This window comes from Marinobacter antarcticus (genome assembly GCF_011049865.1).
In the GTDB taxonomy this organism is placed as follows: Bacteria; Pseudomonadota; Gammaproteobacteria; order Pseudomonadales; family Oleiphilaceae; genus Marinobacter; species Marinobacter antarcticus_A.
The window spans coordinates 17,542-32,240 of record NZ_DRGY01000077.1 but is presented as its reverse complement, the minus strand read 5'-3'; the positions used below and the strand labels follow the sequence as shown (position 1 = coordinate 32,240).

Genomic DNA, 14,699 nt, shown 5'->3' with positions numbered 1-14,699 from the left:
TTTTCATGGAAGCGCTGATCTGGATTGACTGGGTCATCATCGCCCTGATTACAGTTTCCACGCTCATCAGCCTGAAACGGGGCTTCGTTAAAGAAGCTCTGTCTCTGGTAACATGGGTTGGTGCATTCATTCTGGCTCGAACCTTTCACCCCCAGATGCAAGCCTTGCTCGAGGGCACAGTTGAAACACCGCTTGTGCGCCTCATAGCCGCGTTTGCCATTCTCTTTTTTGGAACGCTGATTGTCGGCGCTATCATCAATAACATGATCGGACATCTTGTCCGCGCGACCGGCCTCTCTGCCACGGACCGAGTTCTGGGTATGGGTTTTGGCCTGCTACGGGGGATCGTTGTTGTTATCGTCGCAATCGCATTTATCCGTTATACCCCTCTGGCTCAGGACACCTGGTGGAGGACATCCGTTATGATAAATCGCCTTGCGGTGGTTGAAGACTGGTCCAGGAGAACGTTTGGTGATGAGTTCGCCCGTTTTCTGGGACCGGATATCCAGAAGGCCGTGGAACCCACGTCTGCGTCTCGCTAACACTCAGAATTAACACTCGGAGATCACCTTATCCATGTGTGGCATTGTCGGCATCGTCAGTACTTCCAACGTCAATCAGTCGCTCTATGATGCGCTGACTGTTCTTCAGCACCGGGGCCAGGATGCGGCGGGCATAGTAACCTTTCAGGATGAACGCTTTTATCTGCGCAAGGATAACGGTCTGGTTCGAGACGTCTTTCACACCCGCCACATGCATCGCCTGGCGGGTAATGTGGGAATAGGCCACGTGCGCTATCCCACTGCAGGCAGCGCAAGCTCTGCAGAGTCGCAGCCATTCTACGTGAATAGCCCGTACGGTATTACCCTGGCTCACAACGGTAATCTGACCAACGCGGACGAACTCAGTCGCGATTTGTTCCGCACAGATCTTCGGCACATCAACACCAATTCAGATTCCGAAGTATTGCTGAACGTGTTTGCACACGAGCTGCAAAAGCTCGGCAAACTTGATCCTAAAAAAGAAGACGTGTTCTCAGCGGTCAGTGCCGTTCACCAGCGCTGTCGTGGCGCTTATGCCGTTATTGCCATGATTACCGGCCACGGCATTATCGGCTTTCGTGATCCGAACGGCATTCGCCCGGTCTGTTACGGTGAGCGAACCTCTGAAAGCGGTCGCAAGGAATACATGATCGCGTCCGAGAGTGTTGCTCTGAGCGCCGCCGGGTATACCCTGGTCAGGGACATTGCCCCTGGGGAAGCCGTTTATATAGAAACCGACGGCACTCTTTACACCCAGCAGTGCGCAGAGCAACCCCGGTTGTACCCCTGCATTTTCGAACACGTTTATTTTGCGCGGCCGGATTCTATTATTGATGGCGTCTCCGTATACAAAGCGCGATTGCGAATGGGTGAGACCCTGGCCGACAAGATTCTGCGCGAGCATCCGGATCACGATATTGACGTGGTGATGCCTATCCCGGACACCAGCCGGACATCGGCCATGCAAATGGCGCATCGGCTGGGCGTCAAATTCCGGGAAGGTTTCATCAAAAACCGGTACATAGGCCGAACGTTCATCATGCCCGGCCAGACAATGCGCAAAAAGTCCGTGCGCCAGAAACTGAACCCGATTGATCTGGAGTTCCGGGGCAAGAACGTCATGCTGGTGGACGACTCCATCGTGCGGGGCACCACCTGTAAAGAAATTGTGCAGATGGCTCGGGACGCAGGCGCCCGAAAAGTCTACTTTGCATCGGCGGCACCCCCGGTTCGCTATCCGAACGTGTATGGGATCGATATGCCCTCGGCTAACGAGCTGATCGCGCACGACAAAACCGTTGAGGAAATCCGCGTTCTGATCGGAGCGGATTGGCTGTTGTACCAGGATCTGAACGATCTGGTGACGTGCGTCAGCGATGTAAATGACAACATCGATGGTTGGGAATGTTCGGTGTTCACCGGGGAGTATATTACCGGGGATATTGACGCCGCCTATCTCAATCGCCTCGACGAAGCTCGCAATGACATCACGCGGTCCGGGGTTGTTGATACCGGATCCACAGACAACGGCATCATCGATCTTTATAACGACGAAGACTGAACACCGAGCCTAGCCAGGAGACGCTCATGACTTTTTACCGTGAAGAAACTGTCCTCATTCCGGAATCGGATCTCGACGGTATGTCTGTGGACACTTTGGCGGTGAGGGCAGGGCAGCTGCGAACCGGGCAGCTTGAGCACAGCGATGCGATTTTTCCCACCTCGAGTTTCGTCTACACCAGTGCGGCGCAGGCCGCGGCTCGCTTCGGGGGCGAGGAGCCGGGCAATATATACTCCCGTTTTACCAATCCAACGGTTCAGGCATTCGAAGGTCGTATCGCTGCAATGGAAGGCGGAGAGTGCGCTGTAGCGACTTCATCGGGTATGGCCGCAATTCTCAGTACCTGCATGGCGTTGCTCAAGAGTGGGGATCATGTCATTTGCTCCCGCGGTGTCTTTGGAACCACCAACGTGTTGTTCCAGAAATACCTGGCGAAGTTCGGTGTTGAAACAAGCTTTGTGGGCCTGACGGATCTTGACGAGTGGCGCGACGCGGTGCGTTCAGACACACGCATGCTGTTCATTGAGACACCGTCCAACCCGCTTTGCGAGATTGCGGACATGGAGGCGCTGGCAATGATTGCCCACGACAACAATGCCCTGTTTGTCGTGGACAACTGTTTTTGCACACCTGTGTTGCAGCGTCCGCTGGAACACGGAGCGGACATCGTGATTCATTCCGCAACCAAGTATCTTGACGGCCAGGGCCGCTGTATAGGCGGTGTTGTGGTGGGCCCGTCAAAATACATGGACGAGGTTTACGGGTTTTTGAGATCGGCAGGGCCCACGATGAGCCCGTTTAACGCCTGGGTTTTTCATAAAGGGCTGGAAACCTTACCAATCCGTATGCGTGCCCACTGTGACAATGCGTTAGAGTTGGCCACATGGTTGGAGCTGCAACCGGAAGTGGAGCGAGTCTATTACGCAGGGCTTGAAAGCCATCCTCAGCACGCACTTGCAAAGAAGCAACAGACAGGGTTTGGTGGTGTGCTGACGTTCTGCCTCAAAGGCGGTCGAGAGGAAGCCTGGAAATTCGTCGACGCCACACGGATGATTTCAATTACGGCAAACCTCGGCGACGTTAAAACCACCATTACCCATCCGGCGACCACAACGCACGGGCGATTGTCGCCGGACGACAAGGTTAGCGCAGGCATTACCGAGAATCTGTTACGTGTCTCGGTAGGAATAGAAGCAGTCGAAGACCTGAAAACAGATTTATACCGAGGTTTTCAGGCGCTTCAGAACGCAAGCAACAATTAACGTTTGAGCATTCATGGCCGAATCTGCAAAAGCGAAGAAATCGCCACAGGAACCAACGAAGAAACAGCTTCGTTTCCGACGCCAGGCAGCGCAGGGCGCGCGTGAGGGCGCCGTCATTGGCCTCATAGCGCTGTGCATCTATCTTGTTATGGCGCTGGTGACGTTCAATCCGTCGGATCCTGGCTGGGCCAGCATCGGCCATGATACAAACGTGCTCAATTCCGCTGGTCGTTCCGGTGCGTGGCTTGCAAGCCTGTTGATGGACTTCTTTGGGCATGTTGCGTATCTGTTCCCGGTAATGGTCGCGGGCTACGCTATCATGCTTATCCGCCGCAGAAACGACGCCATGGATCTGCACTGGCCTCTATTCATGATGCGGTTTGGCGGGTTTCTGCTGATATTGCTGTCAGCGACCAGCCTTCTCTCTCTGTACTCAGTTTTCGGATTGGGCGCCACGTCGGGCGGCGTGCTGGGAACCAACGTGGCCGACGCCATGGTTCGTTTCTTCAATCTGCCGGCTACCACGCTGTTGCTCATCGCGATTTTTCTCTTTGCACTGACCGTTACTGCAGGCCTTTCATGGTTCTGGTTAATGGACCAACTGGGCGGATTTACGCTGCGTTTTGGCCAGGCACTGAAAAACCTCGCTGCCTCAGACAAGCCCGGCAAAAATCCTGAAACGACCAATAAAACACCCCCGGCAAACAGCCCTGAAAAGAACCGTGAAAAACGCCCCGAAATGAGCCCGCCTGCTGAAAATGTGGCTTCTCATAGACGCTGGTGGCACTGGCTTCCGGGCTTTGGGCCGAGTAAGAAAGCCGCGCCGAAGAAGCCGGGGAGCGAACGGGTGGAACCGGCTTTCGAAGGTTTCTCCGCAAATCAGGAGCCGGAACCCGCCCGTCTGGAAAGCTTCAGTTCCCGGGACGAGGCCTCTGCAAAGAGTGCGCCCCGGCCGTCTGCTCCGGATAAAGCGAAACCCTCTTCGGCGAGCAGCCGTTCGCTAAAGATATCGCCGTTCAAAAAAGACGAGCAGCCGCCGCAAGCGACTAGTGGAAAAAACGCCCAATCTTCATTGCTTGAGGATATTGAAAGCCCGATTCCGCCGATCTCCCTGCTTGATCCCCCTGAAGAACACAAGGAAAGCGGTTACTCGGAGGAGGCGCTGGAGCACATGTCACGTCTGCTTGAGGAAAAGCTGGCTGATTTTGGCGTTTCCGTTGAAGTGGTTGAGGTTAACCCCGGGCCGGTCATCACCCGGTTTGAGATAAAACCGGCGGCAGGTGTAAAGGTCAGTAAGATTTCCAACCTTGCAAAGGATCTGGCCCGTTCGTTGGCCGTATTGAGTGTGAGGGTTGTTGAAGTTATCCCGGGCAAGTCCGTGGTGGGCATCGAAATTCCCAATGAGCAGCGGGAAATTGTCCGCCTCAGCGAAGTGTTGAGTTCAAGGGTCTTCACTGAATCCAGTTCCGCGTTAACGATGGCGTTAGGCAACGACATCGGCGGCAACCCGATGGTTGCAAACCTCGCCAAAATGCCGCACCTGCTGGTGGCCGGCACAACGGGCTCGGGTAAGTCTGTGGGCGTAAATGCCATGTTGCTGAGCATGTTGCTGAAGGCCGGGCCGGAGGAAGTTCGCTTCATTATGGTTGACCCAAAGATGCTGGAACTCAGCATTTACGACGGTATTCCCCACCTGTTAACGCCGGTTGTGACCGACATGAAGGATGCCGCCAACGCATTGCGTTGGTGTGTGGCCGAAATGGAGCGTAGATACCGCTTGATGGCCACCATGGGCGTCCGTAACGTTGCGGGCTACAACCGCAAGGTGAAAGACGCAGTTGCTGCGGGTGAGCCACTTCGCGACCCGTTCTGGAAACCGGATGACTATCTGGCCAACGACGAACAGGAGCGCCCGGAACTTGAGACGCTGCCGTTTATTGTGGTGGTGATTGATGAGTTCGCCGACATGATGATGATTGTCGGCAAAAAAGTGGAAGAGCTGATTGCGCGGATCGCGCAGAAAGCGAGGGCTGCGGGTATTCACCTGATTCTTGCGACTCAGCGGCCGTCTGTTGATGTCATAACTGGCCTGATCAAGGCCAATATACCTACGCGGATGTCGTTTCAGGTGTCGTCCAAAATCGATTCGCGTACGGTGCTCGATCAGGGCGGTGCTGAGCAGCTGCTAGGCCACGGGGACATGCTCTACCTGCCACCTGGCTCGGGGCTCCCTGTCAGAGTACACGGCGCGTTTGTGGATGACGATGAGGTTCACCGCGTTGTGAGTGCCTGGAAGGCAAGGGGCGAACCTGTTTACGTTGACGGTGTGCTCGACGGCGCGGAGGGAGAAAACCTGCCGGGTGTGCCGTCTTTATCAGACGGCGGAGACAACGAGAGTGACGCGTTGTTTGATGAAGCTGTGGCGTTTGTGACCGAAGGGCGCCGGGTATCGATTTCGTCCGTACAGCGAAAGTTCAGGATAGGTTATAACCGGGCGGCCAATCTGGTCGAGGCCATGGAAGCATCGGGAGTGGTCAGTTCAGCCGGCCACAACGGTGCCCGTGAAGTCCTGGCACCGCCCCCACCGAGAGACTAGGAGTCGTATCGTATGCGAAAATTTTCATTGCAGCCCCTGTTGGTACTGATTGTGGCACTGGTGCTCAGCAATCCACTGTTGGCCGCTGATAAAATGGCCGCCAATAAAGAGAACCCTGCCGTTGAGTTGGCTTCTCTGTTGAGCAGCTATGAAACCTATCAGGCCGACTTCATCCAGATTGTGGTGAACGAAAGCGGCAACAAAGTACAGGAAACCCGCGGGTCCCTGAAGGCCAAAAGACCTGGCCTGTTCTACTGGGAAACCCATGGCGCCTTGTCGCAGTTTATTGTGAGTAACGGCGATACGGTCGAAGTTTACGACCCGGATCTTGAACAGGTCACGATCCACAGTCTGGACGGCCGCGTTCAGACGACACCTGCGTTGCTGCTTAGTGGTGAAGTGGCGAATCTGGAAGAAACCTATCGGGTTTCCGAGCGTCAAATTAACGACGACACCCGGGAATTCACGCTCGAACCTAAAAGCGAAGACTCGCTGTTTGTGTCTTTGCAGCTGCGGTTCCTGAACAAGGAACTGCAGGAAATGCGTATGCGGGACTCGTTGTCGCAGCTCAGCGTGCTCAGCTTCGACCACATCCAGCTTAACGAAAACGTCGATAAGAGCGTATTCAAGCTTGAATACCCGGAGGACGTTGACGTAATCGGGGACGCAGACTGATATGCAAAACAACCTGTTCACAGAGCAGGTCGGGTTTCGACCTCTGGCCGCGCGCATGCGCCCGGAAACCCTTGACGATTACGTGGGGCAGGAACACCTCGTGGGGCCCGGGAAGCCCCTCAAGCGAGCGGTAGAGCAGGGGCAGCTTCACTCGATGATTCTCTGGGGGCCGCCAGGGGTTGGTAAAACAACGTTTGCCCGGCTGTTGGCCAATGTAGGTGGCTTAAGCTTCGAGACGGTTTCAGCCGTGCTCAGCGGCGTAAAAGATATACGGGCTATTGTTGAACGTGCCCGTAACCGAAAGCTTTCGCAGGGCCAGGACACGCTGCTGTTTGTGGACGAAGTGCATCGCTTCAACAAAAGCCAGCAGGACGCATTTCTTCCGCATATCGAAGATGGCACGTTCATTTTCGTCGGCGCTACCACAGAAAATCCTTCTTTTGAGCTGAACAGTGCTCTGCTCTCCCGCACGCGGGTCTACGTACTCAAAAACCTCGAAGAAGCGGATATTCTCCGACTGCTCACCCGTGCGCTTAATTCCGAGGAAGGTTTTGACGGCCAGCTTGCGGTGGCTGATGACGTGCTCGACGTAATGGCATCGGCCTCCGGCGGTGATGCGAGAAGGGCGCTGAATATCCTCGAAATTTCCGCCGATTTGGCCGAACCCGACAGCGAAGGCAAAAACCGGATTAATGCCGGGCACCTTGAACAAGTCATGCAAACCAGTTTGCGCCGTTTCGACAAGGGCGGAGACGTTTTCTACGACCAGATATCCGCGTTACACAAGTCTGTAAGAGGGTCCGATCCTGATGGCTCGCTTTACTGGCTTTGCCGGATGCTTGATGGCGGCTGTGATCCACTCTATGTGGCTCGCCGTCTTGTGCGTATTGCAAGCGAAGACATCGGTAACGCCGATCCCCGTGCGTTGCAACTGAGCATGGAGGCCTGGAACGCCCAGGAACGGCTTGGCAGCCCGGAAGGTGAGTTGGCCTTGGCGCAAGCGGTCACCTATCTCGCGCTTGCACCCAAAAGCGACGCGGTTTACAAGGCGTTTAACCAGTGCCTGTCAGACATACGTCAGGATCCGGATTACGAAGTGCCGGTGCATTTACGCAATGCGCCTACAAAGCTGCTGAAAAGCATGGGGCATGGCGACTCCTACCGTTACGCTCACCATGAACCGGATGCCTTCGCGGCAGGGGAGTCGTACCTGCCAGAAGCGATTCATCAGCGCAGGTATTACGAGCCCGTTAACCGTGGCCTGGAAATCAAGCTCTCAGAGAAGCGTCAGCGGCTTGACGCTCTGAATGAGCAGAGCCCCAAAAAACGCCACAGCTGATCGTTCCTGTCAGATTCGTCCAACAGCCGCCCTCCAGCCGGCTCTGCACAAGGTTACCCCAGCGGTAGCCAGCAGCGTCGGCACAGGTATAATGGCCCGTTATTCACCATACATCGCAAACCGGAAAATCCAGGATAACCATGCTCGATCCCAAGCTCGTCCGCAACCAGACTGAAGACATTGCCCGTCGACTGGCCATCAAGAACTTTGTTTTTGACGTCGCAGCGTTTGAGAAACTTGAAGAGCGCCGCCGGGCCCTTCAGGTGCGCACGGAAACGTTGCAGGGTGAGCAAAACAAAAAGTCGAAGTTGATTGGTAAGGCCAAGGCGGCCGGAGAGGACATTCAGCCGCTGCGGGAAGAAGTTGAGAGCCTGAAGTCCCGCAAGTCAGAAGCTGAAGAAGAGTTGCGTACGTTGCAAGAAGAGCTCTATGGCTTCCTGGCCGGTATTCCAAACCTTCCGGACGATGGCGTACCGACCGGCAAGAGCGAAGAAGACAACGTTGAAGTGCGCACCTGGGGTACGCCGAAAACGTTTGATTTTGAACCCAAAGACCACGTCACGTTGGGCGAAGCCCTTCACGGGCTGGATTTTGAAGGCGCGACACGCCTCGCACACTCACGGTTTGCAGTGATGCGCGGGCCGGTGGCACGACTCCACCGCGCGCTGGCGCAGTTCATGTTGAACCTGCACACTGGGGAGCACGGTTATTCCGAGACCTATGTGCCTTATCTGGTCAACGCGGACGCGTTGTATGGCACAGGTCAGTTACCAAAATTCGAAGAAGATCTATTTAAAATCCAGGGCGAGCACCCGCTTTATCTGATTCCCACAGCAGAGGTGCCTGTCACCAATCTGGTTGCAGACACGATTCTTGATGTGGCGGAGCTGCCCCTGAAAATGGTTTGTCACACCCCGTGTTTTCGCAGTGAAGCCGGCTCTTACGGCCGCGACACCCGCGGCATGATACGCCAGCATCAATTCGACAAGGTTGAACTGGTGCAAGTTGTTCGCCCCGAAGACTCGGACGCCGCGTTGGAAGCCTTGACCGGCCATGCTGAAAAAGTACTCCAGTTGCTGGAGCTGCCTTATCGCCTGGTCGCCCTGTGCGGCGGCGATATGGGCTTTTCCGCCGCGAAAACCTACGATCTTGAGGTCTGGTTGCCAGGTCAGAACACATACAGGGAGATTTCATCCTGCTCCAATGCCAGAGACTTTCAGGCCCGGCGTATGCAGGCCCGCTGGCGCAACCCTAAAACTGGCAAGCCCGAGCCGGTGCACACGTTGAACGGTTCTGGCCTGGCCGTTGGTCGCGCCCTTGTGGCGGTTATGGAGAACTACCAGCAAGCCGACGGCAGCATTGTTGTTCCCGAGGCCCTAAAGCCCTATATGGGCGGGGTTGAGCGTATTCAATGACAGATAAGTCCCAAAACGAACCGGGAGCGAGCGTTCGAGCGACGCCCGCTCCGGTTCGATACAGAGTAAACCCGGTCACGTCGAACCCAAACAGTTCTGCAGGGGAAGTGGCGCTGGTGGGCGCCGGTCCCGGGGATCCGGAACTGCTTACACTCAAAGCCTGGCGTTTAATCACGTCAGCGGAAGTCGTGCTCTACGACCGCCTGGTATCGCCTGAAATTCTCGCACTAATCCCGCCAACCGCCGAAAAAATTCATGTGGGGAAACAGCGTGCCAACCATGCGCTGCCGCAGGATCAGATCAATCAACGGTTGGTGGATCTGGCAAAAGAAGGCTACCGGGTGGTTCGTCTGAAGGGCGGGGATCCGTTTATATTCGGCCGTGGCGGAGAGGAAATTGAAACTCTGGCGAGCGCGGGTATCCGGTTTCAGGTTGTGCCTGGCATTACCGCTGCCTCTGGTTGTGCGGCCTACGCGGGTATTCCGCTGACCCACCGTGATTACGCTCAGTCGGTGCGTTTTGTGACTGGCCACTTAAAAAACAACACCTGCGATTTGCCCTGGAAGGACTTTGTTCAGAACAGTCAGACGCTGGTGTTTTATATGGGGCTGGTAGGCCTGCCCATTATCTGCGAACAACTGGTGCTGCACGGTATGGCGGCGGATATGCCGGTCGCGCTTATTTCCAAAGGCACCACTCGGGACCAGCAGGTGGTGACTGGCAACCTGAAAACCATCGTGCAGCGGGTAAACGAGGAAAAAGTACAGGCACCGACCCTCATTATTATTGGCCACGTGGTCGGGTTGCGGGATCGACTGGACTGGGTAGGAGGTTTGCCAACGCTGTCTGTCTGACAGTCAGCGTTGGGTGCCAGGGAGTATCATTCAGCCTGGGTTACCGCGCCCCGGCAATGCGTCCTTGAGCTTGTTGCGCATTTCGTGAATAGCTTTTTCCGTGGTTTCCCAATCGATGCAGGCATCTGTCACTGATACACCGTATTTCAGATCGGCCAGATTATCGGTCAGAGGTTGGCTTCCCCAGTTGATATTACTTTCGATCATCAAACTCTGAATAGAGGTGTTGCCGTCCAGAATCTGATGGCTTACGTCCTGCATGACCAGCGGCTGTATTGCCGGGTCTTTGCTGGAGTTAGCGTGGCTGCAATCCACCATGATGGATTTGCGCAACCCGGTTTTATCAAGAGCCTGCTCACAAAGCGCTACGCTGACCGAATCGTAATTGGGTTTTCCACCGCCGCCGCGCAGTACCACGTGGCCATACCGGTTGCCTTTGGTGCGGATAATCGCCACCTGTCCTTGCTGATCAATACCCAGAAAGCTGTGGGGATACGAAACCGACTTCATGGCGTTTACAGCAACGTCCAGACTGCCATCTGTGCCATTTTTGAAGCCGATAGCCATGGATAAACCGCTGCTCATCTCGCGGTGAGTCTGGGATTCGGTTGTGCGTGCGCCAATGGCAGACCAGGCAATGGTGTCCTGAAGATACTGCGGCGAGATCGGGTCCAGAGCTTCTGTGGCCACCGGCAACCCGAGTTCATTGATATCAAGCAACAGCTTGCGGCCCAATTGTAAACCGTGTTCGATGTCAAAGGTGTCGTTCAGGTGCGGATCGTTGATCAGACCCTTCCAGCCCACCGTTGTTCGCGGCTTTTCAAAATACACGCGCATCACGATCAGCAGTGTGTCACTGACGTCATCGGCAAGCTTCTTGAGGCGGTTAGCGTAATCAAGCGCCGCGTCAACGTCGTGAATAGAGCAGGGGCCCACAACCAGGAACAAACGGTGATCCTTTCCATCGATGATGTCATAGATCGCCTGGCGACCGTTGGTCACGGTTTGCGCGGCCTTTTCGGAGAGTGGCATCTCCTGTTTGAGCGTTTCAGGGGTGATCAGTGCTTCCTGACTCGCCACGTTCAGATTCTCAAGTTTGTTGCCGGACATGTTCTGCGGTTTCCCCGATACGTATCGTTGCAATAGCGCCGTGGTCAACCCCGGCGAGTTCGTTATACTGCTTTATTTACTGGGCCTTTTCAACGCTTCATGAGCACGGGGAATGGATGTTACATAACAGGCCGAAGTCGCAGCAGGTGGCCTCGCGAAAGGCGGTTGCGGAAAAAATTGACAATGTACTCGCCGGTATTCGCGTCCCCGACCTGCCGTATCCCGCCAGTAATCTAGCCCCGGAAACCATAAGCGACTGGCAGCCTTTGCTGTTTTCATGCTGGACGGAGCAACAAAACGAGCGTGTAACCCACGTTCTTCGTTCGGAACACCGTAACTGGTCAGTGCGGCAAATCAATGCGGCCTATGTCGCTGATCGCATTATGGATGTGTTCCTGAAAACCAGCGGGCTCAATTCCCAGATCGCCCAACGTATCGCGCGTTTACGCTTCTACCTTGCCTGGCGCATGAACCGGGATGGCAACAAAGCGTTCAGTGATACGTTGCTGGGCTGGCTGGACAGTTTGCAGGAGTGGCGAGGCTGGAGTGATTCGGGTGGGCGCTCCTCCAAAGCCCTACCAGAACAACTTGACGCTTTGATTGTCGCTGTGTCTGCCGGGTTCGACGCTGGCAAAACCGATGTGGTTGATGCCTTTTGCCGACAGTGGCAAGAAGATTCAGTCAGGCGCAACGCGCAGGTTGGAAAGCTGCGTCAGCGGTTGCTGGATACGGAGCAGGGAGCCGCCCGCCAGAGGCGAGCCGAACAGACGTCAAGAGCGCTCATCGGCCGCGCACTTCAGGGGCGAAAGCTTCCGCAGCACGTGCTCAATTTTATTTTTGATCATTGGCAGAAGTTGCTGAAGCAAGCCGTATGGGAAAGCGGCGTTAACGGGGAAACCTGCCGGCATGGCAACAAGCTGCTTGAATGGCTGGTTTGGGTTGGTGACCCTTCGCTTTCTGACAAAGACCGGGATCGTCTTTATCACGTGGGTGAGCAGATAGGGGATCGACTCGCGGATGTCTGGAGCCGCGTTTTTGAGCACCCACTGACACCCAACGCGCTTGCAGGTATTGGCACCGTCATGATGTCAAGATTGCGCGGAGAAACGCCTGAGTTGGTGGACGCGTTACCGGCGACGGGAAGCTTTCTCTGGAATCCGGCCTGGCTCGGTTTCGAAGCGCCCCTGCGTGCCGATTTCCAACCCTTCGAGGAACGGTGGTTTGTTGAAGGCGAAGGCGCTGAAGAACAACGCCGTTACTTTTTCGCCCTGCTTGAAGACTCCGCAGAAATTCTCTGGACAAACGGTGCAGGCGTAAAGCTTGGCCTGCAGCCCTGGCAGGCATTTTGTGAGGCGCAAAGCACTCATAGTCTTCGCCCTCTGGTCGCTCAGAGAACCTTTGGCGAGGTACTTGAAGAAACGGTCGACCTGCTCGCAGTGGCCGTTGAAAAACAGCGAAAACAGCGCGAGCAAGCCGCTGCGGCTGCAAAGGCCCGTGCCGATGCACTGCGACAGGAGCGGGAATCGATAGAATTGTTGCGTCGGGAACAGGAAGCTGCCCGCCAGGCGACGTTGGAGCGCCAACGACAAGAGGCCGAAAGCACACGGGTTGCCAATGAAAAAGCCGAGCTGGAGCGACTCTATGAAGAGGCAACACAGCTGGCCCAAAAGCAGGTGAACGATATAAATCTTGGTGGCTGGATTGTTGTGGAGGCGCAGACACAGGAAGTGGAAGCCAGCCGGCTAAAACTGGCGGTTCGCACCAATGCCTCTCGCAAATTGATCTTTGTCGACCGGTTAGGCCTTAACCGCCGCGAATTTCAGGAACACGAACTGGTTCTGGGCATTGTCGAGAAACGTGTGCGAGTGCTGGGTGGTGCTGCTGAATTTGACGAGACGCTCAGCCGCGTGGTGGGCCGTATTCGTGTCGGACGCAACTCCTAGCGTGCGGGATAATTGTTTACTGAATAATAGCTTGCTGAATAAAAGCCAGGACTGATGATGAAAGATACTGATTACACGTTTGGAACAGAGGATGATTCGGCTGGAGGGCAAGACAAGCGCCTGCAGTATCGTCTGGTTGCCCGCGCACAGGTAACACTGGAGCTGGAAGCCCGCTATCCGGAATCTACAGACGCACCAACGACGTCGGTCCGCGAGCGGGTGTGTCGCATTCGCGACATCTCGACCAACGGCTTTTGCTTGCTCTCAGAGGAACCGCTATCGCCCGGTGCGTTATACCCGGCCGGCGTTTCACTGGGCAATCACCCAGAACCGTTTACGCTGATGGTAGAGGTCGTTTGGTGCCGTCCGGACGGGGCTGGTTATCTGACTGGCGTAAAGATCATTGAATCCGATCAGACCGCCTATGTGGAATGGACAGACGCTGTTGCCAGCGCAATGGAAATGCTCTAGTAATCTATCGGGCTTCAGAAGAGCAGGGAAGCCGGGTCAACCGGCCTCCCGCCTGATTTACTTGACCTGCAAGCGCTCAGTCTTCCAGTTCGCCCATGCCGGTGATGTTAAACCCGGCGTCCACGTACATGATCTCGCCGGTAATACCGCTGGCCATGTCTGAGGTCAGGAAGGCCGCTGCGTTGCCAACTTCATCGGTGGTCACATTCCGGCGCAGCGGAGCGCGCCTGGCGTTCTCGGCCAGCATTTTGCGGAAGCTCTTGATGCCAGATGCCGCTAATGTCCGGATAGGGCCGGCAGAAATACCGTTCACCCGGATTCCGTCCCGGCCAAGGCTCGCCGCCATGTAGCGTACGTTTGCCTCCAGTGACGCTTTGGCAAGGCCCATCACGTTGTAGTTCTGCAGAACCTTTTCGGCGCCCAGATAGCTCAGGGTCAACAGTGAGCTGCCTTCATGCATCATGGAGCGCGCGCCCTTGGCCAGAGCAACAAAGCTGTAAGAGCTGATGTCGTGGGCAATTTTGAAGCCTTCACGAGTGGTTACATCAACGTAGTTACCATCAAGCTCGTGCCCGGGCGCGAAGCCAACGGCGTGAACAATAATGTCGATGTTGTCCCAGTGTTTGCCCAGTTCTTTGAAAACGTTCTCGATTTCTTCGTCGCTGGCAACGTCGCAAGGAAAGATGAGCTTGCTGCCCCATCCCTCTGCAAATTTCTCAACCCTTGGCTGAAGCTTTTCGTTCTGATAGGTGAAGGCCAGTTCTGCGCCTTCGCGGGCAAAGGCGTCTGCAATGCCGTATGCGATAGACAGTTTGCTGGCTACACCAACAATCAGCGCTTTTTTGCCACTGAGTATACCCATGAGTTGTTCTCCCTGTGTTCCTGATTTGGGTGCATTATCCCCGAAGTGTCCTTGCGGGAGTAACGCTCA

Annotated in this window: 11 protein-coding genes and 1 pseudogene; 10 read left to right on the top strand and 2 right to left on the bottom strand. The window is 55.5% G+C overall.

What is annotated here, in order from left to right; all coding sequences use genetic code 11:
* Window positions 1-5 precede the first annotated feature (5 nt).
* From ENI00_RS09760 to cobA, 8 genes and pseudogenes are all read left to right on the top strand, one after another.
* A complete protein-coding gene (locus ENI00_RS09760) occupies window positions 6-542 on the top strand; it encodes a CvpA family protein (protein WP_304101619.1) in 537 nt (178 codons plus the stop codon).
* A gap of 34 nt (window positions 543-576) precedes the next feature.
* Complete coding sequence (gene purF / locus ENI00_RS09755) at window positions 577-2,103, top strand: amidophosphoribosyltransferase (RefSeq protein ID WP_304101618.1); 1,527 nt, start codon at window positions 577-579, stop codon at window positions 2,101-2,103.
* A gap of 26 nt (window positions 2,104-2,129) precedes the next feature.
* Window positions 2,130-3,365, top strand: coding sequence for an O-succinylhomoserine sulfhydrylase (locus tag ENI00_RS09750; protein ID WP_304101617.1), 1,236 nt, complete (start codon window positions 2,130-2,132; stop codon window positions 3,363-3,365).
* Between the two features lie 13 nt (window positions 3,366-3,378).
* Window positions 3,379-5,961 (top strand): DNA translocase FtsK, encoded by a 2,583-nt coding sequence (locus ENI00_RS09745; protein ID WP_304101616.1) that lies wholly within the window; start codon window positions 3,379-3,381, stop codon window positions 5,959-5,961.
* Window positions 5,962-5,973: 12 nt separating this feature from the next.
* A complete protein-coding gene (lolA, locus tag ENI00_RS09740) occupies window positions 5,974-6,636 on the top strand; it encodes an outer membrane lipoprotein chaperone LolA (RefSeq protein ID WP_304101615.1) in 663 nt (220 codons plus the stop codon).
* Window position 6,637: 1 nt separating this feature from the next.
* Window positions 6,638-7,975 (top strand): replication-associated recombination protein A, encoded by a 1,338-nt coding sequence (locus tag ENI00_RS09735; protein ID WP_304101614.1) that lies wholly within the window; start codon window positions 6,638-6,640, stop codon window positions 7,973-7,975.
* A gap of 140 nt (window positions 7,976-8,115) precedes the next feature.
* Window positions 8,116-9,390 (top strand): serine--tRNA ligase, encoded by a 1,275-nt coding sequence (serS, locus tag ENI00_RS09730; RefSeq protein WP_304101613.1) that lies wholly within the window; start codon window positions 8,116-8,118, stop codon window positions 9,388-9,390.
* Window positions 9,391-9,485: 95 nt separating this feature from the next.
* A pseudogene (cobA, locus tag ENI00_RS09725) lies at window positions 9,486-10,244 on the top strand (uroporphyrinogen-III C-methyltransferase); the annotation flags it as partial.
* A gap of 30 nt (window positions 10,245-10,274) precedes the next feature.
* Here cobA and ENI00_RS09720 read toward each other — a convergent pair.
* Window positions 10,275-11,354 (bottom strand): 3-deoxy-7-phosphoheptulonate synthase, encoded by a 1,080-nt coding sequence (locus tag ENI00_RS09720; RefSeq protein ID WP_304101612.1) that lies wholly within the window; start codon window positions 11,352-11,354, stop codon window positions 10,275-10,277.
* Window positions 11,355-11,470: 116 nt separating this feature from the next.
* Between ENI00_RS09720 and ENI00_RS09715 the strand changes: the two genes are divergently transcribed.
* Window positions 11,471-13,297, top strand: coding sequence for a DUF1631 family protein (locus ENI00_RS09715; RefSeq protein ID WP_304101611.1), 1,827 nt, complete (start codon window positions 11,471-11,473; stop codon window positions 13,295-13,297).
* A 57-nt stretch (window positions 13,298-13,354) separates the two neighbouring features.
* Window positions 13,355-13,768, top strand: a complete 414-nt coding sequence (locus tag ENI00_RS09710; protein WP_304101610.1) for a PilZ domain-containing protein — start codon at window positions 13,355-13,357, stop codon at window positions 13,766-13,768.
* Window positions 13,769-13,844: 76 nt separating this feature from the next.
* Here ENI00_RS09710 and ENI00_RS09705 read toward each other — a convergent pair whose 3' ends face one another.
* Window positions 13,845-14,630 carry an enoyl-ACP reductase FabI gene (locus tag ENI00_RS09705; protein WP_304101609.1) on the bottom strand — a complete coding sequence of 262 codons (786 nt, stop codon included), beginning with the start codon at window positions 14,628-14,630 and terminating at the stop codon, window positions 13,845-13,847.
* Window positions 14,631-14,699: the final 69 nt, after the last annotated feature.